The sequence below is a fragment of the Aquabacterium lacunae genome, from assembly GCF_004310865.1.
GTDB classification, from domain to species: Bacteria; Pseudomonadota; Gammaproteobacteria; order Burkholderiales; family Burkholderiaceae_C; genus Aquabacterium; species Aquabacterium lacunae.
The window spans coordinates 183,099-209,173 of the sequence record NZ_SIXI01000001.1 but is presented as its reverse complement, the minus strand read 5'-3'; the positions used below and the strand labels follow the sequence as shown (position 1 = coordinate 209,173).

General features: G+C 63.1%; 25 protein-coding genes and 1 tRNA gene. 22 read left to right on the top strand and 4 right to left on the bottom strand.

What is annotated here, in order from left to right:
• Nucleotide 1 precedes the first annotated feature (1 nt).
• From EYS42_RS00945 to EYS42_RS00930, 4 genes are all read right to left on the bottom strand, one after another.
• Nucleotides 2-1,267 (bottom strand): restriction endonuclease subunit S, encoded by a 1,266-nt coding sequence (locus EYS42_RS00945; RefSeq protein WP_130966000.1) that lies wholly within the window; start codon nucleotides 1,265-1,267, stop codon nucleotides 2-4.
• Nucleotides 1,260-3,731 (bottom strand): type I restriction-modification system subunit M, encoded by a 2,472-nt coding sequence (locus EYS42_RS00940; RefSeq protein WP_130965999.1) that lies wholly within the window; start codon nucleotides 3,729-3,731, stop codon nucleotides 1,260-1,262. Before EYS42_RS00940 ends, EYS42_RS00945 begins: the two co-directional genes overlap by 8 nt.
• Before the next feature lie 417 nt (nucleotides 3,732-4,148).
• Nucleotides 4,149-4,409, bottom strand: coding sequence for a hypothetical protein (locus EYS42_RS00935; protein ID WP_130965998.1), 261 nt, complete (start codon nucleotides 4,407-4,409; stop codon nucleotides 4,149-4,151).
• Between the two features lie 211 nt (nucleotides 4,410-4,620).
• Complete coding sequence (locus tag EYS42_RS00930; RefSeq protein WP_165456595.1) at nucleotides 4,621-5,259, bottom strand: SOS response-associated peptidase family protein; 639 nt, start codon at nucleotides 5,257-5,259, stop codon at nucleotides 4,621-4,623.
• Between the two features lie 347 nt (nucleotides 5,260-5,606).
• Here EYS42_RS00930 and rpsO point away from each other — a divergent pair, with 347 nt between their 5' ends.
• The 22 genes from rpsO to EYS42_RS00820 all read left to right on the top strand — a co-directional run bounded on the left by rpsO (nucleotide 5,607) and on the right by EYS42_RS00820 (nucleotide 26,066).
• Complete coding sequence (gene rpsO, locus EYS42_RS00925) at nucleotides 5,607-5,876, top strand: 30S ribosomal protein S15 (RefSeq protein WP_130965996.1); 270 nt, start codon at nucleotides 5,607-5,609, stop codon at nucleotides 5,874-5,876.
• 209 nt (nucleotides 5,877-6,085) lie between these two features.
• Entirely contained in the window at nucleotides 6,086-8,365 is a 2,280-nt protein-coding gene (gene pnp, locus EYS42_RS00920) for a polyribonucleotide nucleotidyltransferase (protein WP_130965995.1), read from the top strand.
• Between the two features lie 7 nt (nucleotides 8,366-8,372).
• On the top strand, nucleotides 8,373-9,119 hold the full coding sequence (gene tpiA / locus EYS42_RS00915; protein WP_130965994.1) for a triose-phosphate isomerase: 747 nt from the start codon (nucleotides 8,373-8,375) through the stop codon (nucleotides 9,117-9,119).
• Between the two features lie 33 nt (nucleotides 9,120-9,152).
• Nucleotides 9,153-9,518, top strand: a complete 366-nt coding sequence (secG, locus tag EYS42_RS00910; protein ID WP_130965993.1) for a preprotein translocase subunit SecG — start codon at nucleotides 9,153-9,155, stop codon at nucleotides 9,516-9,518.
• A 181-nt stretch (nucleotides 9,519-9,699) separates the two neighbouring features.
• Nucleotides 9,700-9,784, top strand: a tRNA-Leu gene (locus EYS42_RS00905).
• A 227-nt stretch (nucleotides 9,785-10,011) separates the two neighbouring features.
• A complete protein-coding gene (locus tag EYS42_RS00900) occupies nucleotides 10,012-10,374 on the top strand; it encodes an NADH-quinone oxidoreductase subunit A (protein WP_130965992.1) in 363 nt (120 codons plus the stop codon).
• 34 nt (nucleotides 10,375-10,408) lie between these two features.
• Nucleotides 10,409-10,885 carry a NuoB/complex I 20 kDa subunit family protein gene (locus EYS42_RS00895; protein WP_130965991.1) on the top strand — a complete coding sequence of 159 codons (477 nt, stop codon included), beginning with the start codon at nucleotides 10,409-10,411 and terminating at the stop codon, nucleotides 10,883-10,885.
• Between the two features lie 14 nt (nucleotides 10,886-10,899).
• On the top strand, nucleotides 10,900-11,511 hold the full coding sequence (locus EYS42_RS00890) for an NADH-quinone oxidoreductase subunit C (protein WP_130965990.1): 612 nt from the start codon (nucleotides 10,900-10,902) through the stop codon (nucleotides 11,509-11,511).
• Nucleotides 11,512-11,527: 16 nt separating this feature from the next.
• A complete protein-coding gene (locus EYS42_RS00885) occupies nucleotides 11,528-12,781 on the top strand; it encodes an NADH-quinone oxidoreductase subunit D (RefSeq protein ID WP_130965989.1) in 1,254 nt (417 codons plus the stop codon).
• A 34-nt stretch (nucleotides 12,782-12,815) separates the two neighbouring features.
• Nucleotides 12,816-13,301 (top strand): NADH-quinone oxidoreductase subunit NuoE family protein, encoded by a 486-nt coding sequence (locus EYS42_RS00880; RefSeq protein WP_130965988.1) that lies wholly within the window; start codon nucleotides 12,816-12,818, stop codon nucleotides 13,299-13,301.
• Nucleotides 13,302-13,312: 11 nt separating this feature from the next.
• On the top strand, nucleotides 13,313-14,656 hold the full coding sequence (nuoF, locus tag EYS42_RS00875; RefSeq protein ID WP_130965987.1) for an NADH-quinone oxidoreductase subunit NuoF: 1,344 nt from the start codon (nucleotides 13,313-13,315) through the stop codon (nucleotides 14,654-14,656).
• 14 nt (nucleotides 14,657-14,670) lie between these two features.
• Entirely contained in the window at nucleotides 14,671-16,986 is a 2,316-nt protein-coding gene (gene nuoG, locus EYS42_RS00870; protein WP_130965986.1) for an NADH-quinone oxidoreductase subunit NuoG, read from the top strand.
• Between the two features lie 21 nt (nucleotides 16,987-17,007).
• A complete protein-coding gene (gene nuoH, locus EYS42_RS00865; protein ID WP_130965985.1) occupies nucleotides 17,008-18,066 on the top strand; it encodes an NADH-quinone oxidoreductase subunit NuoH in 1,059 nt (352 codons plus the stop codon).
• Between the two features lie 14 nt (nucleotides 18,067-18,080).
• On the top strand, nucleotides 18,081-18,572 hold the full coding sequence (gene nuoI / locus EYS42_RS00860; RefSeq protein WP_130965984.1) for an NADH-quinone oxidoreductase subunit NuoI: 492 nt from the start codon (nucleotides 18,081-18,083) through the stop codon (nucleotides 18,570-18,572).
• 34 nt (nucleotides 18,573-18,606) lie between these two features.
• Nucleotides 18,607-19,245 (top strand): NADH-quinone oxidoreductase subunit J, encoded by a 639-nt coding sequence (locus EYS42_RS00855; RefSeq protein WP_130965983.1) that lies wholly within the window; start codon nucleotides 18,607-18,609, stop codon nucleotides 19,243-19,245.
• Entirely contained in the window at nucleotides 19,242-19,553 is a 312-nt protein-coding gene (nuoK, locus tag EYS42_RS00850; protein ID WP_130965982.1) for an NADH-quinone oxidoreductase subunit NuoK, read from the top strand. The genes EYS42_RS00855 and nuoK overlap by 4 nt, the downstream gene beginning before the upstream one ends.
• Before the next feature lie 18 nt (nucleotides 19,554-19,571).
• Nucleotides 19,572-21,575, top strand: a complete 2,004-nt coding sequence (nuoL, locus tag EYS42_RS00845; protein WP_130965981.1) for an NADH-quinone oxidoreductase subunit L — start codon at nucleotides 19,572-19,574, stop codon at nucleotides 21,573-21,575.
• 25 nt (nucleotides 21,576-21,600) lie between these two features.
• Nucleotides 21,601-23,079 carry an NADH-quinone oxidoreductase subunit M gene (locus EYS42_RS00840; RefSeq protein WP_130965980.1) on the top strand — a complete coding sequence of 493 codons (1,479 nt, stop codon included), beginning with the start codon at nucleotides 21,601-21,603 and terminating at the stop codon, nucleotides 23,077-23,079.
• A 13-nt stretch (nucleotides 23,080-23,092) separates the two neighbouring features.
• Nucleotides 23,093-24,574, top strand: a complete 1,482-nt coding sequence (gene nuoN / locus EYS42_RS00835; RefSeq protein WP_130965979.1) for an NADH-quinone oxidoreductase subunit NuoN — start codon at nucleotides 23,093-23,095, stop codon at nucleotides 24,572-24,574.
• Nucleotides 24,575-24,578: 4 nt separating this feature from the next.
• Nucleotides 24,579-24,890, top strand: a complete 312-nt coding sequence (locus EYS42_RS00830) for a DUF2818 family protein (RefSeq protein ID WP_207301081.1) — start codon at nucleotides 24,579-24,581, stop codon at nucleotides 24,888-24,890.
• Complete coding sequence (locus EYS42_RS00825) at nucleotides 24,887-25,477, top strand: NUDIX domain-containing protein (protein WP_130965978.1); 591 nt, start codon at nucleotides 24,887-24,889, stop codon at nucleotides 25,475-25,477. Before EYS42_RS00830 ends, EYS42_RS00825 begins: the two co-directional genes overlap by 4 nt.
• 1 nt (nucleotide 25,478) lies before the next feature.
• Nucleotides 25,479-26,066, top strand: coding sequence for a DUF1178 family protein (locus EYS42_RS00820; RefSeq protein ID WP_130965977.1), 588 nt, complete (start codon nucleotides 25,479-25,481; stop codon nucleotides 26,064-26,066).
• Nucleotides 26,067-26,075: the final 9 nt, after the last annotated feature.

Below are 26,075 nucleotides of genomic sequence, written 5' to 3'. Positions count from 1 at the left end.
GTCAGGCCATCCCTTCTGGGTGAGATTGTCCATGGTCTTGGAGCAAGGGGGTGACGCGCACGCGGCCGGTGAGGAGGTCGTCCATGAGGCCGGATTTGAGTTGCTTCAATTTGATCATTTCATCAACCTCGCACCCCAACCTAGCATCCTGCGCAGAGATGATCGACAGGATCTGATCTTGTTCATGCACTGGCGGCAGATGCACGGGCAGTCCGCACAAGGTCTCACGGTTGATGCTGGCCTGATTGGATGCAAACGCACGGGACATCAACCACGCCCTGGAAGTTCGGTGCTTTAACCAATGGAACAGATATGGAGCGCGGATCAAGTCCGCGCGGCACCTGACGCGCATCATGTTGGACTCGAACACCGCGGGCTCTCCAAAATCGGGAACAAGCACAGGTTGCCCGATGCCTTCCCGAGTTGCGAAGACACGCGACACCAACAGATCTTCGCGCCGAAGGCTAAACATCTCTTGCTCTGCCTTGGTCAGATGCGTACGCCTTGCCAAGCTCGCATCGACTGAACCCGAAGGAGTGAAAGCGGTTTGCCCGATAAGCAGGGTGCCAGCCCCAATGTCACTTGCGGGTTTGTAGATGCCATTCCGTGGCGCACCTTCCATCAGGGTGCCCATGCGTTCGATTCGCCACTTCCGAGGCGCTTCGCTTTGCGGTGGGCGCAGTTCGCCGTTGGCGTCGATGCCTCGGGTCAGCAGGTCGTGCAGCAGGCCTTGCTTGACCTGCTTGAGCTTGGCGATGATGGCCTCAGTCTGGCGGATGGTGGTGTCGAGGGTGTCGAGGACTTCGGTCAGCGCGCCTTGCTCTTTCAGGTCTGTTGGCAGCAATACCTCGTACTCTGCCAACTCGCCGCGCTTGATGTGTTTCATCGTGCTGCCATGAGCGCGTTTATCCATCTCAGCGACAGAGCGCTGTAGCAAGTGGAAGAGCAGATTGCCGTGAACGTCGGCTTTTGGCTCGACCTTGAACAAATGCTGATTCAACCAAGCTGCACCACCGGACCAACGGACAACGGCGAGAGTCCCACTCCACGAAAAAATCAAATCGCCATCATCGAGTCGGTAATGACTGGGAAGCTGACCATCGAATCTGTCCACCACAGGTTGAGAGCCCGTGATCTGCGCGATTCGAACGATTGGCAATCCCTCTTCCGACCAGAACTGATCATTGAAGGCGAAGCCGTTCACGTAGCTGGCGAGCGCCGCTAGGCTGGTTTGCTTCCATCCAAAGGGCACCACGATGTCAGACATAGCCAAGGCCTCTTAGGAAAGCCTTGATGCTGCGCGAGGCATCGTCGCGTTGCGCTTCAATCTTGGTCAATGGCACCTGATACTTATCCCACCACCCCTCAAAGGCAATCACCACCTGCTGTCGCTGCGCCGCCACGTAGCGCCCCAAGATCACCGCCACATCCCGCTGCATCACCGTCAAGAGCAGCTCAGCTGCCCCAGCCTCATCCAGCGCATCCACCGCCGCATTCAAGCGATGCGCAAAGCCTTGCTGCTCGGCCTTGATCTGCTTCTTCAGCCCGGCCAGTTGCTGCTTCCAGGCCTTGAACTGGGCCTCGTCCAGCGCCGGAGCTTCGTCACCCGCATCGGCGGTATCACCTTCTTCCCCTTCGCCCTCATCGCTGCGCTTGTCAGGCGTGGCCGCCTTGATCTGCCCATCCAACTCAGCCTTGCGCGCCTCCAGCTCAGCCATGGTCTGGATGAAATCGCCCATCAGGCACTTCACCAGCTTGTGGTCCAGCGGGTTGCCCTTGTGTTGGTCGTCACCCAGCGCGGTGAGGATGCTGGTGCGCCAGGCATCGACCACGCCCTTCGCGCCGCGTGCCATCAGCGTCATGAACTCGTACTTCGCATCGAACCAGAAGCCCGCCACGATGCCGCGCACCTGAAAGCGGCTGAGCAGGCCCACGGGCTCCAGCGCTTCGCTGAAGCTGTGCAGCAAGTCATGCCTCAGGCCCACCAGGCTCTTGGCGCCCGCCAGCGCGGTGATGCGCGGGCTGTGGGCTTGCCACCAGGCGGCGAAGGCATCCAGCACGGCTTGCTCGCGGGCCTTCAGCCCGGCGTTGGCCTCGATGGCGGGCTTGAGCGCCTGACGGCTTGCCAGCTCGGGGCGGAAGTCGAAGTAAGCCGCGTCGCGCTCGGCAAATAGGGCCTGCGGGTCCAGCCCATGGGCGCTGAACAAGGCGGCCTTGGCCTGCACCTCGGCCTTTGGCACGCCGCCTTGCAGGTGGGCGCGCACGTCGTGCGGCTCGGGCGGCGGGGCGTTGTCGGCGTAGCGGCGAATGTTGAGGTTGTAGTCGTTCTCACGCAGGGTGGCATTGTTGACCACGGCGGAGAAGCCCGGCACTTCGGCAAAGGCATCGAAGGTGTCGGCGATCTTCTCGATGTGCTCGGGCAGCAGGTGGTTCTGGGCGCGGCCTTCAAAGTATTCGCGGTCGGCGTTGATGAACAGCACCTTGCCCTGGCGCTCGGCCGGCTTGCCGCTGCGCTGGCCTTTGCCTTTGCGCATCACCAGCACACAGGCCGGGATGCCGGTGCCATAGAACAGGTTGGCGGGCAGGCCGATCACGGCTTCCAGCAAGTCGGCATCGATCATGCCGCCGCGGATGCTGCGCTCTTCACCGCCCCGGAACAGCACGCCGTGGGGCATCACCGTGGCCAGTTGGCCGCCATCGCGCAGCACGGCCACCATGTGCTGCAAAAACATCAAATCGGCCTTCTTGCTGCCCAGTGGAACTTCGCCATAGGCATAGCGCTCGGCGCGGAACTTGGGCGTCCACACGCTCTGGCCGGTGCGGTCCACATCCGCCGTGCCCCAGTTGATCGAAAAGGGCGGGTTGGCCAGGATGCGGTCAAAGCGCATCAGCTCGCCGTTCTCCACATGCTGCGGCTCAGCCAGGGTGTCTTCGTTGCGCAGGTCGGCGCTGCTGATGCCGTGCAGCAGCATGTTCATGCGGGCAATGGACCACACCGTGCCGTTGGCCTCCTGGCCGCACAGGTCGGCGCGGGTGCCGTCGCCACCGTGCTCGTCGATGTATTCCTTGGCCATGATCAGCATGCCGCCTGAACCCACGCAGGGGTCGTACACGCTGTGGTGCTGTTCGGGCTTGATCAGGCGCACCATCATGCGCACGACCGAGCGGGGCGTGTAGAACTCGCCGCCCTTCTTGCCTGCCGAATCAGCAAACTCGCCGATCAGGTATTCATAGGCCGCGCCCAGCAGGTCAGGGAACTCGAAGTCTTCGTTGCGCAGGCGGTACTGGCTGAAGTGGGTGATGAGCTGGCGCAGCTTGATGTCGGGGATCTTGCTCTGGCCCACCTTGCGCGAAAAGTCGATGTGCTCCAGCACCTCGGCCAGGCTGGAGTTGTTGCTTTCCAGCCCGCCCAGGGCGCGGTTGAGGAAGCCGCCCACGTCCTGGTGGGCCTCGTCGACCAGGTATTGCCAGCTTGATTCGTGCGGTACGTAGAAGGAGTCGCCATACCAGCGGCGCAACTCGGCGGTGAATTGGGCGTCGGCATCCGAGTGGCCCTGGGCCTTGAGCTGGGCCACCACTTGTTCTTTGCGCTGCTCGAACACATCAGAGCAGCGCTTCAAGAACAGCATGCCGAAGATGTATTCCTTGAACTCGGATGCGTCCATCTTGCCGCGCAGGATGTCGGCGGCTTTGAACAGGTGGCGCTCTAACTGTTGAAGGGTGAGGGGCATGGTGAAGCCGGGCTTTGGCTGGGCGAGAAATGGAGCTTGAGAGCAGAGAAGGGGCAGGTGTTCACAGGCGGTGCCGCGGAGATCGCTCGGTGTCTTGAGTGCCAGCCGATACGCTGCGCCACCCATGTGTGGTGCCGGGCGCGCAGTCTACTTGCCTTGGCTGTGCAGCCGCCTGACTCTGCCGATCATGTCCATGGTGATCACGCCTAGACCCCCGGCGCATCAGAAGCAGCAGGGTAGGTTGAACACATCGCTAGGTTTTGGACCAGTGACAACAAGAAGCAGCGGCTCCAGGGCCGACATGTCCTGTTCATGGAGTGCGGGCGAGACAAGTACATGGGCAGTACGTTTGTGCGGATCGTCTGAGGTGCGGCGTCATGGGGCACCTCAACAAATGGGACACCCCGAATGCTCCACTCACGGTGCAATGTGAATCCGGATCTCCATCAATTTGGGGTGGATCGAGTAGCTCTCGATCTTGAAGAGATGGTCATCGAAGTACAAAGCCTTTTTGAACTTGCCGGTGGCTGGGTCAATGAGCCTCATGATGTCAGCGGCATGAACGCCCTTTGTCGGCAGCCCACCGAACGGTCTTCCGTGTTGGAAGACCTCCAGTGTGTAGGGGCCGTCGTCTTGGAAGATCAGGTGATATTCATTGTCTTCGTGCGTAGGCTTCATTTGGGCGTTTCTCATTGAGCGCATGTCTTGCGCGGTGCTTTGGTAGCTTGCCCTGCACGCATTAGCTTGGGCAAGGTGAGAGTTATCCCCGCATCCTGTGGATAACCTTGTTGGCAAGGTTGGGGCAACGGCCGCTCCCCCAGGGAGATGGGGTCCTTTGCTGCAAAAAGAGGCACAGCAAGGTGTCAATTCGATGAATCGGCCGGTGTGCTCAAGGCGGCAGGGCGCGTGACCTGAAAGGCAGGTCTTTGGGGGTGTTCTTGATGCGGGTGGCGGCATGCCGCTCCGGAATGGCTTCCTGGGTGTGTTGCCATGCCTGATGGGTGTCGGGCGGGCTCAGCACCGAGGCCGCCGTCTCGGGCGCGGCGGTCAGCCATTCGATCACCCGGTCATCGGGCACCAGGGCGGGCAGGCGCGAGGCTTCGGGGTCTTCCTGGGCGGGCAGGGTCAGTAGCGTGAAGGTCATCAGCGCCTCACCGTTCGGGCTCCAGCCGCGGGCCCACAGCCCTGCCAGGTGAAGCACGGTGGGTGCATCCTGTGCCTCTGGGTGGTGCGGTGTCACCCGCCAGCGCTGACCGGGGAGTGGGTGGTTCAAGTGAAAAGCCAGCGCGGGCACCACGCAGCGTTGCCCGCGCAGCCAGGTGTCTTTGAAGATGGCGCGCTCCTGCACCGTCTCCAGGCGCGCATTGAAGGTCTTGCGCACCACGGTCGGGTCTCTCACCCAATGCGGCAGCAAGCCCAGGCGGGCGCTGATCAACTGGCAACCGGCTTCGCCGGATCGGACAATGACCGGGGCTGGCAACTCGGGGGCAACTTCCTCCGGCCATTGGCTGGAGAATTCTGCTGTCACCCCATACCGCTGTCTCAGCAGCCCCCGATCAAGAAGAGGGCAGTAACTGACGACCATGCCTTCACGCTAGCACGCTCAGTGCCAACGTCAATGGGTGCCCGCCCCGGCGCCTCGGGGTTTCGATGCCTGCCGGGCACAGTCATGGTCGCAAGTGGCCAGATTTGCTATACTGCAAGGCTTGCCAGCAATGCAATGGCTGCCCTTTGCGGGTTTTGCTTGCGCATGGCGGCATTTCGCACGGCCTGGGTCGGTTTCACCCGGTGCCGCAAGTTCACCGCAGAAACCATCGGCTCGCCGCCATGTTTGGCCGGGTCTGTGGTCTGCACGTTGTTTTGATAGGAAACACCATGTCCGTCGCAGACATCAATGTCGCAGAAATCGTCAAGAGCAATGCTCGCAGCGCCAATGACACCGGCTCTCCCGAAGTGCAAGTGGCCCTGCTGACCGCTCGCATCAACGAACTGACCCCCCACTTCAAGGCCAACAAGAAGGACCACCACGGTCGTCGCGGCCTGCTGCGCATGGTCAGCCGTCGTCGCAAGCTGCTGGACTACCTGAAGTCCAAGGACGCCGACCGCTACGTTGCCCTGATCCAGAAGCTGGGCCTGCGCAAGTAAGCACTGCATGATCGCAAAAAGCCTGTCTGGTCTCCTCCAGCACAGGCTTTTTGTTTTTCAACGCCGAGCACTCGAACCAGCGACCGCTGTGTCATTCCAAGGCTGCACCACTTGCAGCCGCCCCGTGCAGCCCTGTGCAGCCCTGGAATGGCATCGCGAATGAGTGACGGCACCGCCCATGTGGGCAATCAACCCAGAGGAACTCATCCATGACCATGTTCAACAAAGTCACCAAGACCTTCCAGTGGGGCGGCCGCACCGTCACCATGGAGACCGGCGAAGTCGCCCGTCAGGCTTCGGGCGCCGTCATGCTCGACATCGAAGGCACCACCGTGCTGGCCACCGTGGTGTGCGCCAAGAATGCCAAGCCCGGCCAGGATTTCTTCCCCCTGACCGTCGACTACATCGAGAAGACCTACGCCGCCGGCAAGATCCCTGGCAGCTTCTTCAAGCGTGAAGCCAAGCCTTCCGAACTCGAAACCCTGACCTCGCGCCTGATCGACCGCCCGATCCGCCCGCTGTTCCCTGAAGGTTTCTTCAACGAAGTGCAGCTGGTCATCCACGTGGTGTCGCTGAACCCTGAAGTGCCGGCCGACATCGCTGCCATGATCGCTTCCAGCGCCGCGCTGAGCATCTCGGGCATCCCGTTCAATGGCCCCATCGGTGCCGCCCGCGTGGGCTACATCAACGGCGAATACGTGCTGAACCCCAGCCCGGCCCAGATCGCCGAATCGAAGATGGACCTGATCGTTGCCGGCACCGAAGCGGCCGTGCTGATGGTCGAGTCGGAAGCCGACCAGCTGTCGGAAGACGTCATGCTGGGCGGTGTGGTCTATGGCCACGAGCAAGGCAAGGCCGCCATCGACGCCATCCACGAGCTGGTGCGTGACGCCGGCAAGCCGGCCTGGAACTGGGAAGCCCCCGCCAAGGACGAAGCCTTCATCGCCAAGGTCAACGCCCTGGCAGAAGACAAGCTGCGTGCCGCCTACCAGATCCGCTCCAAGCAAGCCCGCACGCAAGCTTGCCGCGCTGCTTACGCCGAAGTGAAGGCTGCCCTGACGGCTGAAGGCGTCGAGTTCGACGGCGTCAAGGTCGAAGGCCTGCTGTTCGACATCGAAGCCAAGATCGTTCGCAGCCAGATCCTGGCTGGCGAGCCCCGCATCGACGGCCGCGACACCCGCACCGTGCGCCCCATCGAGATCCGCACCGGCGTGCTGCCGCGCGTGCACGGCTCGGCCCTGTTCACCCGTGGTGAAACCCAGGCCCTGGTCATCGCCACCCTGGGCACCGAGCAAGATGCCCAGCGCATCGACGCCCTGGCCGGTGACTTCCGCGACACCTTCCTGTTCCACTACAACATGCCGCCGTTCGCCACCGGCGAAACCGGTCGTGTGGGCAGCCCCAAGCGCCGCGAAATCGGCCACGGCCGCCTGGCCAAGCGCGCCCTGGTGCCGCTGCTGCCGGCCAAGGACGAGTTCGCCTACACCGTGCGCGTGGTCTCGGAAATCACCGAGTCGAACGGCTCCTCGTCGATGGCTTCGGTGTGCGGTGGCTGTCTGGCCATGATGGACGCCGGCGTGCCCATGAAGGCCCACGTGGCCGGCATCGCCATGGGTCTGATCAAGGAAGGCAACAAGTTCGCCGTGCTGACCGACATCCTGGGTGACGAAGATCACCTGGGCGACATGGACTTCAAGGTGGCCGGTACCACCGGTGGCATCACCGCCCTGCAGATGGACATCAAGATCCAGGGCATCACCAAGGAAATCATGCAGGTGGCACTGGCCCAGGCCAAGGAAGCTCGCCTGCACATCTTGGGCGAGATGGTCAGCGCCATGGGCTCGGCCAACACCGAGGTCTCGCAGTTCGCGCCCCGCCTGTACACCGTCAAGATCAACCCCGAGAAGATCCGTGACCTGATCGGCAAGGGTGGTGCCACCATCCGCGGCCTGTGCGAAGAAACCGGCTGCCAGATCAACATCGCCGAAGATGGCGTGGTGACCGTGGCCTCCAGCGACGCCGACAAGGCCGAGTTCGCCCTGCGCCGCATCAACGAAATCACCGCTGAGGTGGAAATCGGTGCCGTCTACGAAGGCCCCGTCACCAAGCTGTTCGACTTCGGTGCCCTGGTGAACCTGCTGCCCGGCAAGGACGGCCTGCTGCACATCAGCCAGATCGCCCACGAGCGCGTCGAGAAGGTGTCCGACTACCTGCAAGAAGGCCAGGTCGTGAAGGTCAAGGTGATGGAGACCGACGAAAAGGGTCGCATCAAACTGTCCATGAAGGCCCTGCTGGAGCGCCCCGAAGGCATGCCCGAAGAGCGTGAGCGTGGCGACCGCGGTGACCGTGGTGACCGCCCCCGCCGTGAGCGCAGCGACCGTGGCGACCGTGGAGAGCGCCGTGAACGCGCCCCCCGTGCCGAGCAGCAGGCCGATGGCGAAGGTGCCGAAGGCGCTGACAGCCAGGCTCAGCAACAACAGCAGCAGTGATCGGGCCATGAAGAAACTGGTTGTCGGAAACTGGAAGATGCACGGCACCCGTGCATCGAATGCCGAACTGATCCAGGGCCTTCTGGCTGCTGATCTGTCGGTCTCCGCCCCCAAGGCCGATGTGGCGGTGTGCCCGCCCGCCGTTTTCATCGCCGATGTGGCGGCGGCGCTGGCCGGTTCGGCCATCGCTGTTGGCTCGCAGGACGTGTCCGTGCAGGCTCAGGGGGCCTTCACCGGTGAGGTCTCTGGCCCGATGCTCAAGGAGTTCGGTGCGACCTACGCCATCGTGGGTCACTCCGAGCGCCGCAGCTACCACAGCGAAAGTGATCAGCTGGTGGCCGACAAGGCCAAGGCTGCGCTGTCGCACGGTCTGGTGCCCATCGTGTGCGTGGGCGAGACCCTGGCTGAGCGTGAGGCGGGTCAGACCGAAGCCGTGGTGGGGCGTCAGCTCCAGGCTGTGATCGACACCCTGGGTGCCGATCTGGCCAAGGTGGTGGTGGCCTATGAGCCCGTCTGGGCCATCGGCACCGGCAAGACCGCATCGCCCGAGCAGGCGCAGGCTGTTCACGCTTTCCTGCGTGCTCAGCTCAAGGCCGCTCAGGCCGAGGCTGCTGCCGTGCCGCTGCTGTACGGTGGTTCGGTCAAGCCCGACAACGCGGCCCAGCTCTTCGCTCAACCCGACATCGACGGTGGCCTCATCGGCGGCGCAGCCCTCAAGGCGGCCGACTTTGCGGCCATCGCACGCGCCGCCTGATCGGGCGCGCGAACTGTTCAAGGAGTTTCTTTCATGCAAGTCTTGACCACGCTGATCCTCATGGCGCAGATTGCTTCGGCGATCGCCATGATCGGTCTGGTGCTGGTGCAGCACGGCAAGGGCGCCGACATGGGCGCTTCGTTTGGCGGTGGTTCGTCCGGGAGCCTGTTTGGCGCCACCGGCAGTGCCAACTTCCTGTCGCGCTCCACAGCGGTCGCAGCCACGGTGTTTTTCGTGTGCACTCTGGCCCTGGCCTACCTGGGCAGCAACCGCACCATGGCGCCTCAGGCCTCCGTTCTGGACCAGGCCGGCGCGGCTTCCGCTGCGTCTGCGGCATCTGCTGCTGTCCCGGCCCCCTCGGCCGCAGCTTCGGGCGCTGCCCTGATCCCGGCCAAGTGATCATCGGCAGGCGTGCACATGCTGCACGCCTGTTCGACAACGCAGGCTGGACAACAAACCGAAACAATCCGGCGTTTCAAACAGAAGTGCCGATTTTTCGGGTTAGAATCTGAGTCTTCGGTGAGCGAGCCTCATGCAAGCCGAAGCAATCGAAGAACAAGCCTGAACATCGGGCTGTTTTGCCGACGTGGTGAAATTGGTAGACACGCTATCTTGAGGGGGTAGTGGCGAAAGCTGTGCGAGTTCGAGTCTCGCCGTCGGCACCAGAGAATTCCAACAGAGTCTTCGTGCCAACCCATGATCAGCCGTTCAGTTCAGGTTCAGGTTGATCAAGGGTTCGTCAGCGCCAACTTGCATTCAGGCAGTGGTGGTTGTTGTACGCAAGACTCAAGTGGGCGCGTTGAGGGTTTGTGCTGACCTGTCATGGGTCGGCGGTTAAACTCGCAACGCGCTTTTTTATTGTCTTTTTGTAAACCGAGCACAAGGTCACCTCATGTTCCAGCTTGAGCAATACCTCCCAGTCATCCTGTTCATCCTGGTGGGCATCGGCGTGGGGGTGGCCCCCCAGGTCCTGGGTGCCTTGCTCGGCCCTCGTCGCCCTGACGAGCAGAAGAACTCGCCTTACGAGTGCGGCTTCGAAGCCTTCGAAGACGCTCGCATGAAGTTCGATGTGCGCTACTACCTCGTGGCCATCCTCTTCATCCTTTTCGACCTGGAAATCGCCTTCCTGTTCCCCTGGGCTGTGGCCCTGAAGGAAATCGGTCCGGTCGGTTTCTGGACCATCATGCTCTTCCTGGCCATCCTGGTGGTTGGCTTTGCCTACGAGTGGAAGAAGGGCGCCCTGGACTGGGAATGATCCGCAGGTCAGGCAAGCAATAAGGTAGCTTCAAATGGGTATCGAAGGCGTCTTCAAAGAAGGCTTCATCACCACCACGGCTGACACGCTCATCAACTGGTCCAAGACCGGCTCGATGTGGCCCATGACCTTCGGTCTGGCCTGCTGCGCCGTGGAGATGATGCACGCAGGTGCAGCGCGTTACGACATCGACCGCTTCGGCATGTTGTTCCGTCCCAGCCCCCGTCAGTCCGACCTCATGATCGTGGCCGGCACGCTGTGCAACAAGATGGCCCCGGCCTTGCGCAAGGTGTATGACCAGATGGCCGAACCGCGTTGGGTGATCTCGATGGGTTCCTGTGCCAACGGCGGCGGCTATTACCACTACAGCTATTCGGTGGTGCGCGGTTGTGATCGCATCGTGCCTGTCGATGTGTATGTGCCGGGTTGCCCGCCCACCGCCGAAGCGCTCCTGTACGGCATCCTGCAGCTGCAGGCCAAGGTGCGCCGTGAAAACACCATCGCACGCTGAGGGCAGGGCACACCATGACCGTGAAACTCGACACCCTTGAGCAGAACCTGAAGAGCGTGCTGGGCGACAAGATCGTTCGTCTCGACCGCGCCCTCGGTGAACTCACCCTGACCGTCAAGGCCGCCGATTACTATGCGGTGGCCACCACGCTGCGCGACCATGCCAGCCTGCGTTTCGAGCAGCTGATGGACCTGTGCGGCATGGACTACTCGGCCTACAAGGACGGCGCGCCTTCGCAGTTCACCGACGGCCCGCGCTTTGCTGCCGTCTCGCACCTGCTGTCGCTGACCCATAACTGGCGCCTGCGCCTGCGTACCTTCGCCACCGACGATGACTTCCCGCTGCTGGCCTCGGTCACCCCGCTGTGGAGCAGCGCCAACTGGTTCGAGCGCGAGGCGTTTGACCTGTTCGGCATCGTGTTCGACGGCCACGAAGACCTGCGCCGCATCCTGACCGACTACGGCTTCATCGGGCATCCGTTCCGCAAGGACTTCCCGACCAACGGTCACGTCGAAATGCGCTACGACGCCGAGCAAAAGCGCGTGGTCTATCAACCCGTGTCCATCGAGCTGCGCGAGATCACCCCTCGCGTGATCCGTGAAGACAACTACGGCGGCCTGCACTGAGCCCAGAGACTGAGTCATGGCAGATATCAAGAACTACACCCTGAACTTCGGCCCCCAACACCCGGCCGCACACGGCGTGCTGCGTCTGGTGCTCGAGCTGGACGGCGAAGTGATCCAACGTGCCGACCCCCACATCGGCCTGCTGCACCGCGCCACCGAAAAGCTGGCCGAGAGCAAGACCTTCATCCAGTCGCTGCCCTACATGGACCGGCTGGATTACGTGTCGATGATGTCCAACGAGCACGCGTACTGCCTGGCCATCGAAAAGATGCTGGGCATCGAGGTGCCCAAGCGCGCGCAGTACATCCGCGTGATGTTCTCCGAGATCACCCGCATCCTGAACCACCTGATGTGGCTGGGTGCGCACGGTCTGGACTGCGGCGCGATGAACATCTTCATCTACTGCTTCCGTGAGCGCGAAGACCTGTTCGACCTGTACGAAGCCGTGTCGGGCGCCCGCATGCACGCGGCGTACTTCCGTCCGGGTGGCGTGTACCGCGACCTGCCGGACAGCATGCCGCAGTACAAGGTCAACAAGCTCAAGAACGGCCGCGCCATCGCCGAGCTGAACCGCAACCGCCAGGGCACGATGCTCGATTTCGTCGAGGATTTCACCCAGCGCTTCCCCAAGCTGGTCGATGAATACGAGACCCTGCTGACCGACAACCGCATCTGGAAGCAGCGCACGGTGGGCATTGGCGTGGTGAGCCCCGAGCGCGCCATGAACCTGGGCTTCTCGGGGGCCATGCTGCGCGGCTCCGGCATTGCCTGGGACCTGCGCAAGCAGCGCCCCTACGACGTCTATTCCGAGCTGGACTTCGACATCCCCATCGGCAAGAACGGCGACTGCTACGACCGTTACCTGGTGCGCGTGGAAGAACTGCGCCAGTCCAACCGCATCATCAAGCAGTGCGTGGACTGGCTCAAGAAGAACCCCGGCCCGGTCATCACCGACAACCACAAGGTGGCCCCGCCTTCGCGCCTGGAGATGAAGACCTCCATGGAAGAGCTGATCCACCACTTCAAGCTCTTCACCGAAGGCTTCCATGTGCCCGAAGGCGAGGCCTATGCCGCCGTGGAACACCCCAAGGGCGAGTTCGGCATCTACCTGGTCAGCGACGGTGCCAACAAGCCTTACCGCCTGAAGATCCGTGCCCCTGGCTTCCCGCATCTGGCCGCCCTCGACGAAATGGGCCGTGGCCACATGATCGCCGACGCCGTGGCCATCATCGGCACGATGGACATCGTGTTCGGTGAGATCGACCGCTGAGCCGAGCACCCCGAACACAGCAGCGAAACACACCATGTTGAGCGAACAAACGAAAGCGCGGTTCGACCGCGAACTGGCCAAGTACCCGGCCAACCAGCGCATCTCTGCCGTGATGGCCTGCCTGGCCATCTTGCAGCAGGAGCGCGGCTGGGTGTCGCCCGAAAGCGAGCAGGAGCTGGCCGACTACCTGGGCGTGGCCCCCATGGCCGTGCACGAAGTCACCAGCTTCTACAACATGTACAACCAGAAGCCGGTGGGCCAGTTCAAGTTGAACGTGTGCACCAACCTGCCGTGCCAGTTGCGCGACGGTGAGAAGGCCCTGCAGCACGTGTGCAGCAAGCTGGGCGTCGAGCCCTATGGCACCACCGCCGACGGCGTGTTCACCGTGCAGCCCAGCGAATGCCTGGGCGCTTGCGCTGACGCCCCCGTCATGCTGGTCAATGACCGTCAGATGCTGAGCTTCATGAGCAATGAGAAGCTGGATCAGCTGCTGGCTCATCTGAAGTCCAACGCGAAGTAAAGGGCAGAGCGATGATCGATCTCAGCCAATTCCAATCGAGCGGCGCGGAAACCTGCTTCCACGGCCGCCACATCGGTGCCCAGATCTACGCCGGCCTTGACGGCAAGAACTGGAGCCTCAAGGACTACGAAGCCCGCGGTGGCTACCAGGCCCTGCGCAAGCTGCTGGGCAAAGATGGTGGCGAAGGCCTGACGCAAGACCAGGTGATCGCCGAAGTGAAGGCCTCGGGCCTGCGCGGCCGCGGCGGCGCCGGTTTCCCCACCGGCCTGAAGTGGAGCTTCATGCCCCGCGCCTTCCCGGGTCAGAAGTACCTGGTCTGCAACTCCGACGAGGGTGAACCGGGCACGGCCAAGGATCGCGAGATCCTGATGCACAACCCGCACATCGTCATCGAAGGCATGATCATCGCGGCTTACGCGATGGGCATCTCGGTGGGCTACAACTACATCCACGGCGAAATCTTCGAGGTGTACGAACGCTTCGAAGCGGCCCTGGAAGAAGCCCGTGCGGCCGGCTACCTGGGCAACAACATCATGGGCAGCAGCTTCAGCTTCCAGCTGCATGCGCACCATGGTTTCGGCGCCTACATCTGCGGCGAAGAAACCGCCCTGATCGAATCGATCGAGGGCAAGAAGGGCCAGCCGCGCTTCAAGCCGCCGTTCCCCGCCAGCTTCGGCGTGTACGGCAAGCCCACCACCATCAACAACACCGAAACCTTCGCGGCGGTCCCCTGGATCATCCGCAACGGCGGTGAGGCCTACCTGGCCGTGGGCAAGCCCAACAACGGCGGCACCAAGCTGTTCACCATCTCTGGTGACGTCGAGCGCCCCGGCAACTACGAGATCCCGCTGGGCACGCCCTTCAGCACCCTGTTGGAGCTGGCGGGCGGCGTGCGCACCGGTCGCAAGCTCAAGGCCGTGATCCCTGGTGGTTCGTCGTCGCCCGTGATCCCGGGCGCCATGATGATGGACCTGACCATGGACTACGACTCGATCGCCAAGGCCGGCTCCATGCTGGGCTCGGGCGCCGTGATCGTGATGGACGACAGCCGCTGCATGGTCAAGAGCCTGCTGCGCCTGAGCTACTTCTACATGCACGAGTCGTGCGGTCAGTGCACCCCCTGCCGCGAAGGCACGGGCTGGCTGTGGCGCATGATGAACCGCATCGAGCACGGCCAGGGTCGTCCGGAAGACATCGACCTGCTGAACTCGGTGGCCGACAACATCCAGGGCCGCACCATCTGCGCGCTGGGTGACGCGGCCGCCATGCCGGTGCGTGGCTTCATCAAGCACTACCGCGACGAGTTCGTGCACCACATCGAACACAAGACCTGCATGGTCCCGGCCTACATCTGAACTGGGCAAGACACATGGTTGAAATCGAAATCGACGGCCGAAAGGTCCAAGCCCAGGAAGGCTCCATGCTGATCCGGGCTGCCGAAGAAAACGGCACCTTCATTCCTCACTTCTGCTACCACAAGAAATTGTCGGTCGCGGCCAACTGCCGCATGTGCCTGGTGGACATCGAGAAGGCGCCCAAGCCCATGCCGGCCTGCGCCACCCCGGTGACCCAGGGCATGATCGTGCGCACCAAGAGCGACAAGGCCGTCAAGGCCCAGCAGTCGGTCATGGAGTTCCTGCTGATCAACCACCCGCTGGATTGCCCGATCTGCGACCAGGGCGGTGAGTGTCAGCTGCAGGACCTGGCCGTGGGCTATGGTGGCAGCAAGTCGCGCTACAACGAAGAAAAGCGCGTGGTGTTCCCCAAGGATGTGGGCCCGCTGATCTCGATGGAAGAGATGAGCCGCTGCATCCAGTGCACCCGCTGCGTGCGCTTCGGCCAGGAAATTGCCGGCGTGATGGAACTCGGCATGTCCAACCGTGGCGAGCATTCCGAGATCGAGACCTTCGTGGGCCGTTCGATCAATTCCGAGCTGTCGGGCAACATGATCGACATCTGCCCGGTCGGTGCCCTGACCAGCAAGCCCTTCCGCTACAGCGCCCGCACCTGGGAGCTGTCGCGCCGCAAGAGCGTGTCGCCCCATGATTCCACCGGTGCCAACCTGATCGTGCAGGTCAAGAACGGCCAGGTGCTGCGTGTGGTGCCGCTGGAGAACGAGTCGGTCAATGAATGCTGGATCGCCGACCGCGACCGCTTCAGCTACGAAGCCCTGAACAGCGACCAGCGCCTGACCCAGCCCATGATCAAGCAGGGCGGCCAATGGCGTGAAGTCGACTGGACCACCGCCCTGGAATACGTGGCCAACGGCCTCAAGGGTGTGAAGGCCGAGCATGGCGCTGGCGCCATCGGTGCCCTGGCGACCGCCCACAGCACGGTGGAAGAGCTGTTCCTGCTGGGCGAGCTGATGCGCGGCCTGGGCAGCGACAACATCGACACCCGCCTGCGTCACACCGAGTTCGCCGCGGGGCAGGGCGCTCAATGGCTGGGCATGCCCATTGCCGATCTGAGCACCCTGGAATCGGCCCTGGTGGTCGGCTCCTTCCTGCGCAAGGACCACCCCCTGTTCGCCTCGCGCCTGCGTCAGGCCGCCAAGAAGGGCTGCAGCATCAGTGCCATCGGTGCCACCACCGACGACTGGCTGATGCCCGTGGCCCAACGCGTGACCGTGGCCCCGAGCGCCTGGGTGCAAGCCCTGGCCGATGTGGCCTCGGCGATTGCCGCCCAGCTGAACGTGGCCGCACCGGCCGCTGGCAACGCCACCGACGCTGCGCAGGCCATTGCCGCCTCGCTGTTGTCGGGTGAGCGCAAGGCCGTGCTGCTGGGCAATGCCGCCGTGCAGCACCCGCAAGCTTCTTCGCTGCTGGCCCTGGCCCAGTGGATCGCTCAGACCACCGGCGCCAAATTCGGTGTGTTCGGTGAAGCCGCCAACACCGTGGGCGCCCAACTGGTGGGCGCGCAGCCGCGCACTGGGGGCCTGAACGCAGGCCAGATGCTGAACGGCAAGGCCTTGAAGGCCGCGGTGCTGTTCCATGCCGAACCCGAGTTCGACGCCGCCAACCCGTCGGCCGCCCGCGCTGCGGTCGATGCCGCCGAGATGGTGGTCAGCCTGTCGGCCTTCAAGACGGCCGCCACCGACTACGCCGACGTGCTGCTGCCGATCGCTCCGTTCTCGGAAACGTCGGGCACCTTCGTGAACGCCGAAGGCCGCGTGCAGAGCTTCCACGGCGTGGTCAAGCCCCTGGGCGAGACCCGTCCGGGCTGGAAGGTGCTGCGCGTGCTGGGCACGATGCTGGGCATCCCCGGTTTCGAGTACGACACGTCCGAGCAGGTCAAGGCCCGCGCCCTGGGCGACCTGGCCACCGTGCCGGCCCGCCTGTCGAACGCCACCAGCGCCCCCATCACCGTGTCGGCCTCGACCGGTGGCCTGGAGCGCATCGCCGATGTGCCGGTGTACAGCGCCGACGCCCTGGTGCGCCGCTCGCCGGCCCTGCAGGCCACGGCCGATGCCGCGGCGCCCGTGGCCAGCCTGCCTCAGGCCCTGTGGGCCGAGCTGGGTCTGAGCGATGGCGCGTCGGTCAAGGTGAGCCAGGACGGCGCTTCGGCCGTGCTGCCCGCCGTGCTCGACGCCAGCCTGCCGGCCAACGTGGTCCGCGTGCCTGCGGGTCACGCGGCCACGGCCACCCTGGGTGCTGCCTTCGGCGCGGTTCGCGTCGAAAAGGCCTGATGACAGGGAAGGAACCAAAGCATGATTGACACCCTGTTCAACGCTGGCAGCCAGGCCCTGGGTGGCGCCTGGCCTGTGGTCTGGGCCCTGCTCAAGATCATTGCCCTGATGCTGCCCCTGCTGGGTTGCGTGGCCTACCTGACCTTGTGGGAACGCAAGGCCATCGGCTGGTCGCAGATCCGTCCAGGCCCCAACCGCACCGGCCCTGGCGGCCTGCTGCAACCCATCGCCGACGCCGTCAAGCTGATCTTCAAGGAGATCATCGTCCCGACAGCGGCCAACAAGGGCCTGTTCTTCCTGGGCCCCGTCATGACCATCATGCCGGCCCTGGCCGCATGGGCCGTGATCCCCTTCGGCCCCGAAGTGGCCCTGGCGAACGTCAACGCCGGTCTGCTGTTCCTGATGGCGATCACCTCGCTGGAAGTCTATGGCGTGATCATCGCCGGCTGGGCTTCGAACTCGAAGTACGCCTTCCTGGGTGCGCTGCGCGCGTCGGCCCAGATGGTGTCCTACGAAATCGCCATGGGCTTCTGCCTGGTCATCGTGCTGATGACCTCGGGCTCGCTGAACATGACCGACATCGTCACCAGCCAGCAGAAGGGCCAGTTCGCCGAGATGGGTCTGAACTTCCTGTCCTGGAACTGGCTGCCACTGCTGCCCGTGTTCATCGTCTACTTCATCTCGGGTCTGGCCGAAACCAACCGCCACCCCTTCGACGTGGTGGAAGGCGAATCGGAAATCGTGGCCGGTCACATGATTGAGTACTCGGGCATGTCGTTCGCCATGTTCTTCCTGGCGGAATACGCCAACATGATCCTGGTGTCGATGCTGGCCGTGCTGATGTTCCTGGGTGGCTGGGATGCGCCGGTGGCCTTCCTGAACTTCATCCCGGGCTGGATCTGGCTGGGCATCAAGACCTTCGTGGTTGTGACCATGTTCCTGTGGGTGCGTGCGTCCTTCCCCCGCTTCCGTTACGACCAGATCATGCGTCTGGGCTGGAAGATCTTCATCCCCGTCACCCTGGTGTGGCTGGTGTTCGTGGGCCTGTGGATCCAGTCGCCCTGGAACATCTGGAAATAAGAGGGCGCCTACACATGTCCACGTCCCTGAAAGAGTTTTTCTCGAGCTTCCTGCTGGCGGATTTCGTCAAGGGCTTCGCCGTGACCGGCAAGCACTTCCTGCAGAAGAACATCACCATCCATTTCCCGGAAGAAAAGACGCCGCTGTCGCCGCGCTTCCGCGGGCTGCACGCCCTGCGCCGTTATGAAAACGGCGAAGAGCGCTGCATCGCCTGCAAGCTGTGCGAAGCCGTCTGTCCGGCCATGGCCATCACGATCGAGTCGGACGTGCGTGACGACGGCAGCCGCCGCACCACGCGCTACGACATCGACCTGACCAAGTGCATCTTCTGCGGTTTCTGCGAAGAAAGCTGCCCGGTGGATTCGATCGTCGAAACCCACATCTTCGAATACCACGGCGAAAAGCGTGGCGACCTGTACTTCACCAAGGACATGCTCCTGGCGGTGGGCGATCGCTACGAAAAGGAAATCGCTGCCAACAAGGAGGCCGACGCCAAGTACCGCTGAGCCTTCAGGCTTGGCGGTTGCGGGTGCAACACCTATGGATACCTTGACCGTGCTTTTCTATCTGTTCTCGGCTGTGCTGGTCTTCGCGGCGTTCCGCGTGATCACCGCCAAGAGCCCCGTGTCGGCCGCGCTGCACCTGGTGCTGGCATTCTTCAACGCCGCTGGCGTGTGGATGCTGCTGCAGGCCGAATTCCTGGCCATTTCATTGGTGCTCGTTTACGTGGGCGCCGTGATGGTGCTGTTCCTGTTCGTGGTGATGATGCTGGACATCAACATCGACTCGATGCGACAGGGCTTCTGGAAGGTCTTTCCGCTGGCGGGGTTCGTCGGCGTGGTGATCGCGCTGGAAATGGCCTTCGTGCTGATGAGCGGCTTCCGGCTGTCAGAAGCCAAGCCGTTCGCGCCCGAGCTGGCCAACGTGGCCAACACCAAGGCACTGGGCATCGACCTCTACACCAACTACCTGTACCCGGTGCAGATTGCAGCCGTGATCCTGCTGGTGGGCATCATCGCCGCCATCGCGCTCACGCACCGCAACCGCAAGGAGTCGAAGGCCATCGATCCGGCCGTCGCCGTCCGCACCAAGAAGGCCGACCGCCTGCGCATCGTCAAGATGGACGCTGTCGTCGAACAGCCTTCGTCTGACAACGCCAAGGAAGGAGGCCAGGCATGACCGGCATCACCCTCGGACATTACCTGTCGCTGGGCGCGATCCTGTTCTCGATGTCGGTGATCGGCATCTTCATGAATCGCAAGAACCTGATCGTGCTGCTGATGGCCATCGAACTGATGCTGCTGGCGGTCAACCTGAACTTCGTGGCCTTCTCGCACTACCTGGGCGACATGGCCGGTCAGGTCTTCGTGTTCTTCATCCTGACCGTGGCGGCCGCCGAGTCGGCCATCGGTCTGGCCATCCTGGTGGTCCTCTTCCGCAATCGCGCGTCGATCAATGTGGACGAGCTCGACACGCTCAAGGGCTGAGGCAGGGGAAACAACAACATGTCTGAACTTTCTCTCAACTCGCTGCTGGCCGTGCCCCTGGCGCCGCTGGTCGGCTCGATCGCTGCCGGCCTGTTCGGCAAGCTGATCGGCCGCAAGGGCGCCCACGTGCTGACCATCGCCGGTGTGCTGGTGTCCTTCATCATTTCGGCGATGACGCTCGACGCCGTGATGGACGGCGCGCGCTTCAACCAGACCGTCTATGAATGGATGACGCTGGGCACGCTGAAAATGGAAATCGGCTTCATGGTCGATGGCCTGACCGCCATGATGATGTGCGTGGTGACCTTCGTGTCCCTGATGGTGCACCTCTACACCATCGGCTACATGGAAGAAGATCCGGGTTACCAGCGCTTCTTCTCGTACATCTCGCTGTTCACCTTCTCGATGTTGATGCTCGTGATGAGCAACAACATGCTGCAGCTGTTCTTCGGCTGGGAAGCGGTGGGCCTGGTGTCCTACCTGCTGATCGGTTTCTGGTTCAAGAAGCCCACGGCCATCTTCGCCAACATGAAGGCCTTCCTGGTCAACCGTGTGGGTGACTTCGGCTTCATCCTGGGCATTGGCCTGGTGCTGGCCTACACCGGCACGCTGAACTACACCGAAATCTTCGCCAAGGCCAACGAGCTGGTCGGCCCGGAGATTCCTGGTTTTGGCTGGCCCCTGATCACCACCATCTGCATCTGCCTGTTCATCGGTGCGATGGGCAAGTCGGCCCAGTTCCCGCTGCACGTGTGGCTGCCTGACTCGATGGAAGGCCCGACCCCGATCTCCGCGCTGATCCACGCCGCCACCATGGTGACGGCCGGCATCTTCATGGTGTCGCGCATGTCGCCGCTGTTCGAGCTGTCGGACGTGGCGCTGAACTTCATCGTCGTCATCGGCTCGATCACGGCGCTGTTCATGGGCTTCCTGGGCATCATCCAGAACGACATCAAGCGCGTGGTGGCTTACTCCACCCTGTCGCAGCTGGGCTACATGACCGTGGCCCTGGGCGTGTCGGCCTACAGCGTGGCCATGTTCCACGTGATGACCCACGCTTTCTTCAAGGCCTTGCTGTTCCTTGGCGCCGGCTCGGTGATCATCGGCATGCACCATGACCAGGACATCCGCAACATGGGTGGCCTGTGGAAGTACATGAAGATCACCTGGATCACGTCGCTGCTGGGCTCGCTGGCCCTGATCGGCACGCCGTTCTTCTCGGGCTTCTATTCGAAGGATTCGATCATTCTGGCTGTGGAGGCTTCGACGCTGCCTGCCGCCGGTTTCGCCCAGTTCGCGGTGCTGGCCGGTGTCTTCGTGACCGCCTTCTACAGCTTCCGGATGTACTTCCTGGTCTTCCATGGCAAGGAACACTTCCATCACAAGCCTTTCCCTGGCGAGCACGACCATCACGATGACCACGGCGATGGCCACGCCCACACCCCGCATGAATCGCCCTGGGTGGTGACCCTGCCGCTGGTGCTGCTGGCCATTCCTTCGGTGGTGATCGGTTACCTGACCATCGACGGCCTGCTGTTCGGCGACTTCCTCAAGGACGCCATCCATGTCGATGCGGCCAAGCACGGTGCCATGGCTGATCTGGCCCACCACTTCCACGGTGCGGTCGCGATGGGCTTGCACGGTCTGGTGACCCTGCCGTTCTTCCTGGCGCTGGGTGGTGTGGTCACGGCCTTCGTGTTCTACATGGTGGCTCCGCAGATCCCGGCGATGTTCGCCAAGGTGCTGCGCCCGCTGATCGTCATTGGCGAGAACAAGTACTTCCTGGACTGGTTCAACGAGAACGTTCTGGCCGCTGGCGCCCGCCTGCTGGGCCGCGGCTTCTGGAAGATCGGTGACCAGACCCTGATCGACGGCCTGGCCGTGAACGGTTCGGCCAAGCTGGTCGGCCTGATTGGCTCGGTCGTTCGCCTGTTCCAGACCGGTTACCTGTATCACTACGCGCTGGTCATGATCCTGGGGGTGTTCGCCCTCATGACCTGGTTCGTGTTCCTGCAGCACTGAACGAGGTGACCAGACCATGCAAACCATGTCCAACACACTCTCTCTTGCCATCTGGCTGCCGATCGCCTTCGGTCTGCTGCTGCTGATCGCCGGTCGGCAGCAGAACGCCGGCGTCACCCGCTGGATCGCCCTGGTGGGCGCCGTGATCAGTTTCCTGGTCACGCTGCCATTGATCACCGATTTCGACACCTCCACGGCTGCCATGCAGTTCGTCGAGAAGGCGCCCTGGATCGAACGCTTCAATGTGTTCTACCACCTGGGCGTTGACGGCATCTCCATGTGGTTCGTGCCCCTGACCGCTTTCATCACCGTCATCGTGGTGCTGGCGGGCTGGGAAGTGGTGGAAGACCGCCCGCACATGTACAACGGCGCCTTCCTGATCCTGTCGGGTCTGATGGTCGGCGTGTTCGCCGCCCTGGACGGCATGCTGTTCTACGTGTTCTTCGAAGCCACCCTGATCCCGATGTACATCATCATCGGTGTGTGGGGCGGCCCGCGTCGCGTGTACGCTGCCTTCAAGTTCTTCCTGTACACCCTGGCCGGTTCGCTGCTGATGCTGATTGCACTGGTCTACCTGTACTACAAGTCGGGTGGCAGTTTCGACATCCTGACCTGGCACAAGCTGCCGCTGGCCGCCACGGCCCAGACCTTGCTGTTCGTGGCCTTCTTCGCGGCCTTCGCCGTGAAGGTGCCCATGTTCCCGGTGCACACCTGGTTGCCTGACGTGCACGTGGAAGCGCCCACGGGTGGTTCGGCCGTGCTGGCGGCCATCATGCTGAAGCTGGGCTGCTACGGCTTCCTGCGCTTCATGCTGCCCATCGTGCCCGATGCGTCGCATGAATACGCCCCGATCGTGATCACCCTGTCCCTGATCGGCGTGATCTACGTCGGTCTGGTGGCCATGGTGCAGCAGGACATGAAGAAGCTGGTGGCCTATTCGTCGATCGCCCACATGGGCTTCGTCACCCTGGGCTTCTTCATCTTCAACGAGCTGGGCATTGCCGGTGGTCTGGTGCAGATGATCGCCCACGGTTTCGTGTCGGGCGCCATGTTCCTGTGCATCGGCGTGCTGTACGACCGTGTCCACTCGCGCGAAATTGCCTCGTACGGTGGCGTGGTCAACACCATGCCCAAGCTGGCGGCGTTCGCCTTGCTGTTCTCGATGGCCAACTGCGGTCTGCCGGGCACGGCTGGTTTTGTGGGCGAGTGGATGGTCATCCTGGGTGCCATCGAACACAGCTTCCTCATTGGCATCCTGGCGGCGACCGCACTGATCTTCGGTGCGGCCTACACGCTGTGGATGTACAAGCGCGTTTACTTCGGTGACGTGGCCAACGACGACGTGCGCGCCTTGAACGACATCAATGCCCGTGAATTCCTGATCCTGGCCGTTCTGGCCGTGGCCGTGCTGTGGATGGGCATCCAGCCCAAGCCGTTCACCGACGTGATGCACGTCTCGGTGACCGAGCTGATCAAGCACGTCAACATCAGCAAGCTGAACTGAGGGCCCAACTGACATGACAAACCTCAACTGGATCGCGGTGGCCCCGGAGATCTTCCTGCTGGCCATGGCGTGCCTGGTGGCGATGGTCGACCTGTTCGTCACCTGCCCGAAGCGCCGCCCCACCTATTGGCTCACCCTGCTGAGCCTGGCCGGTTATGCCGGTCTGCACGTGGGTTACCTGAACAACAATGCCTCGGGCTACGCCATGCAAGGCATGGTGGTGACCGACCCGATGGGCCACCTGCTGGCTTTCAGTGCCGCGCTGGCCGTGATGGGCACGCTGGTGTACGCACAGGGTTATGCCGCCTCGCGTGACCTGCTCAAGGGTGAACTGTTCTCGCTGAGCATGTTCGCGCTGCTGGGCATCAGCATCATGATCATGGGCAACAACTTCCTGGCCATCTACCTGGGCCTGGAACTGATGTCGCTGTCGCTGTACGCCCTGGTGGCGCTGCGCCGTGACCATGCCCAAGCCACCGAAGCGGCCATGAAGTACTTCGTGCTGGGTGCCCTGGCGTCGGGCTTCCTGCTGTACGGCCTGTCCATGATGTACGGTGCCACCGGTTCGCTGGACATTGCCGAGGTGTACAAGGCCACGCTGGCCGGCACGATCAACAAGCAGGTGCTGGCTTTTGGTCTGGTGTTCATTGTGTCGGGTCTGGCGTTCAAGCTGGGCGTGGTGCCCTTCCACATGTGGGTGCCTGACGTCTACCAGGGCGCGCCCACCGCCGCCACGCTGCTGGTGGCGGGTGCGCCCAAGCTGGCTGCATTCGCCATCACCGTGCGCCTGCTGGTGGAGGGCCTGATCAGCCTGGCCAACGACTGGCAACAGATGCTGATGATCCTGGCTGTGCTGTCGATGGCCATCGGCAACCTGGTCGCCATTGCCCAGACCAACCTCAAGCGCATGCTGGCCTACTCGGGCATTGCCCAGCTGGGCTTCATGCTGCTGGGCTTTGTGCCCACCGTGGTGGCGGGCAACACCGTGTCGGCTGCCAACGGCTACGGCTCGGCCCTGTTCTACGTGCTCACCTACGTGATGACCACGCTGGGCACCTTCGGCCTGATCATGCTGCTGGCCCGCCCAGGCTTCGAGTCGGAGCAGATCTCTGACCTGGCCGGTCTGGCCAAGCGCAGCCCGGCCCTGGCCGCGGCCATGGCGGTGTTCATGTTCTCGCTGGCTGGCATCCCGCCGACCGTGGGCTTCTATGCCAAGCTGGCTGTGCTGCAGTCGCTGATCACGACCAACTCGCCGCTGCTGATCCAGCTGTCGGTGGTGGCCGTGGTGCTGTCGCTGATTGGCGCTTTTTACTACCTGCGCATCGTCAAGACCATGTACTTCGACGAGCCGGTGGACACGAACCCCGTGTTGCCGGCAGGCGAAGCCACGCTGCTGGTGTCCGTGAATGCCGGTGCCGTGCTGGTGCTGGGCCTGCTGCCCAGCGGTCTGATGGCGCTGTGTGGTCGCGCCATCACCCAGGCCTTGGCGGGGTGATCGCATGAGCGGGCTGGTTCCTTCCTGGGCTGTGTACAGCCTGCTCCTGGCGGCCCTGGTGGCCGCCAATTTGCCCTTCCTGAACCAGCGTGTGCTGGGTCTGGGGCCGCGCCTGCAGCCCAAGGCGACCTGGGTGCGCTTGCTGGAACTGGTGTTCTGGTGCGCCGTGGTCACTGCCGCGGGGCGCCTGCTCGAAGGCCACGTTGGCCAGGTGGCGTCACAGCGCTGGGAGTTCTATGCGGTGTGGGCCTGCGTGTTCCTCACGCTGGCATCGCCCGGCTTTGTCTGGCGTTACCTGCGCCGAGGCGGCGCGTGAGCGACTCGCCGCTGTCTGACCTGCACCTGCGCGAAACCTGCATCGCGCGCGAGGTGACAGAGCAGGGCATGTTCCTGCAATGGTGCCGTGACCTGGTCCGACTGCCCGATGGCCGCGAGGCCCGCCGCGAGTTCGTGGTGCACCCTGGTGCCGTGATGATCGTGGCCCGCCTGCCCGATGGTCGGTTCGTGATGGAGCGCCAGTTCCGCTACCCCGTGGGCATGACCATGATCGAGTTCCCTGCGGGCAAGCTAGATCACGGCGAGGGCGGCCTGGCCTGTGCGCAGCGTGAGCTGTTCGAAGAAACCGGCTACCGCGCCCGCCGCTGGGCCAAGGCCGGTGTGCTGCACCCGACCATCGGTTATGCCACCGAGGTGATTGAAGTGTGGCTGGCCGATGAGCTGACCGCCGGTGAGCGGCAGCTCGACGATGGCGAGTTCCTGGATGTGTTCGCGGCCGAGGCAGGCGAGCTTTCACAGTGGATGCTGAAGGGCCAGCTGACCGATGCCAAGACCATCGTGGGCATGATGTGGCTGCAGAAGTGGCAGTCGGGAGCGTTCCAACCCGATTGGACCGTGGTGGACTGACATGCTGGTGGTGGATCTGGTGTGCGAAGCGGGGCACCGCTTCGAAGGGTGGTTCGGTTCGGCCGACGACCTGGCCTCGCAACAGTCCTGTGGTTTGCTGACCTGCCCCGTTTGCAACAGTGCGCAGGTGCAGCGCCTGCCATCGGCAGCACACATCAACCGGGGTGTGAGCCGGCAAGTCGACCGGGTGTCGACACCCGGCTCGCTACACGGGGCATCGTCCGCGCACGGGGCGTCAGCGGCCAAGGTCACCACGGCCGTTGGGGCGAACGGTGCGGTGTCCGGTCGTGGGGCTGCCGAAGCGGTGCCCATGGAGGCGGTCGACATGGACGAGGCAACCGCGCGTGCGCATGAGGCGCTCAAGGCCATCCAGAAGACTTGGTTGGAGGCTGCCCGCAAGGTGATCGAGAACACCGAAGACGTGGGCGAGAAGTTCGCCGACGAGGCCCGCAAGATGCACTATGGCGATGCGCCAGAGCGCGGCATTCGCGGGCAGGCGTCGGACGAAGAGCGTGAAGCACTCAAGGAAGAGGGCATCGACGTGATGACGATGCCTCTGCCCAAGGTCAGCAAGGACACCCTGCAGTGAGATCTGGGG

Coding starts and splice junctions, on each gene's coding strand:
- EYS42_RS00945 (WP_130966000.1), bottom strand. CDS start 1,267: ATGTCTGACATCGTGGTGCCCTTTGGATGGAAGCAAACCAGCCTAGCG.
- EYS42_RS00940 (WP_130965999.1), bottom strand. CDS start 3,731: ATGCCCCTCACCCTTCAACAGTTAGAGCGCCACCTGTTCAAAGCCGCC.
- EYS42_RS00935 (WP_130965998.1), bottom strand. CDS start 4,409: ATGAAGCCTACGCACGAAGACAATGAATATCACCTGATCTTCCAAGAC.
- rpsO (WP_130965996.1), top strand. CDS start 5,607: ATGTCCGTCGCAGACATCAATGTCGCAGAAATCGTCAAGAGCAATGCT.
- pnp (WP_130965995.1), top strand. CDS start 6,086: ATGACCATGTTCAACAAAGTCACCAAGACCTTCCAGTGGGGCGGCCGC.
- tpiA (WP_130965994.1), top strand. CDS start 8,373: ATGAAGAAACTGGTTGTCGGAAACTGGAAGATGCACGGCACCCGTGCA.
- secG (WP_130965993.1), top strand. CDS start 9,153: ATGCAAGTCTTGACCACGCTGATCCTCATGGCGCAGATTGCTTCGGCG.
- EYS42_RS00900 (WP_130965992.1), top strand. CDS start 10,012: ATGTTCCAGCTTGAGCAATACCTCCCAGTCATCCTGTTCATCCTGGTG.
- EYS42_RS00895 (WP_130965991.1), top strand. CDS start 10,409: ATGGGTATCGAAGGCGTCTTCAAAGAAGGCTTCATCACCACCACGGCT.
- EYS42_RS00890 (WP_130965990.1), top strand. CDS start 10,900: ATGACCGTGAAACTCGACACCCTTGAGCAGAACCTGAAGAGCGTGCTG.
- EYS42_RS00885 (WP_130965989.1), top strand. CDS start 11,528: ATGGCAGATATCAAGAACTACACCCTGAACTTCGGCCCCCAACACCCG.
- EYS42_RS00880 (WP_130965988.1), top strand. CDS start 12,816: ATGTTGAGCGAACAAACGAAAGCGCGGTTCGACCGCGAACTGGCCAAG.
- nuoF (WP_130965987.1), top strand. CDS start 13,313: ATGATCGATCTCAGCCAATTCCAATCGAGCGGCGCGGAAACCTGCTTC.
- nuoG (WP_130965986.1), top strand. CDS start 14,671: ATGGTTGAAATCGAAATCGACGGCCGAAAGGTCCAAGCCCAGGAAGGC.
- nuoH (WP_130965985.1), top strand. CDS start 17,008: ATGATTGACACCCTGTTCAACGCTGGCAGCCAGGCCCTGGGTGGCGCC.
- nuoI (WP_130965984.1), top strand. CDS start 18,081: ATGTCCACGTCCCTGAAAGAGTTTTTCTCGAGCTTCCTGCTGGCGGAT.
- EYS42_RS00855 (WP_130965983.1), top strand. CDS start 18,607: ATGGATACCTTGACCGTGCTTTTCTATCTGTTCTCGGCTGTGCTGGTC.
- nuoK (WP_130965982.1), top strand. CDS start 19,242: ATGACCGGCATCACCCTCGGACATTACCTGTCGCTGGGCGCGATCCTG.
- nuoL (WP_130965981.1), top strand. CDS start 19,572: ATGTCTGAACTTTCTCTCAACTCGCTGCTGGCCGTGCCCCTGGCGCCG.
- EYS42_RS00840 (WP_130965980.1), top strand. CDS start 21,601: ATGTCCAACACACTCTCTCTTGCCATCTGGCTGCCGATCGCCTTCGGT.
- nuoN (WP_130965979.1), top strand. CDS start 23,093: ATGACAAACCTCAACTGGATCGCGGTGGCCCCGGAGATCTTCCTGCTG.
- EYS42_RS00830 (WP_207301081.1), top strand. CDS start 24,579: ATGAGCGGGCTGGTTCCTTCCTGGGCTGTGTACAGCCTGCTCCTGGCG.
- EYS42_RS00820 (WP_130965977.1), top strand. CDS start 25,479: ATGCTGGTGGTGGATCTGGTGTGCGAAGCGGGGCACCGCTTCGAAGGG.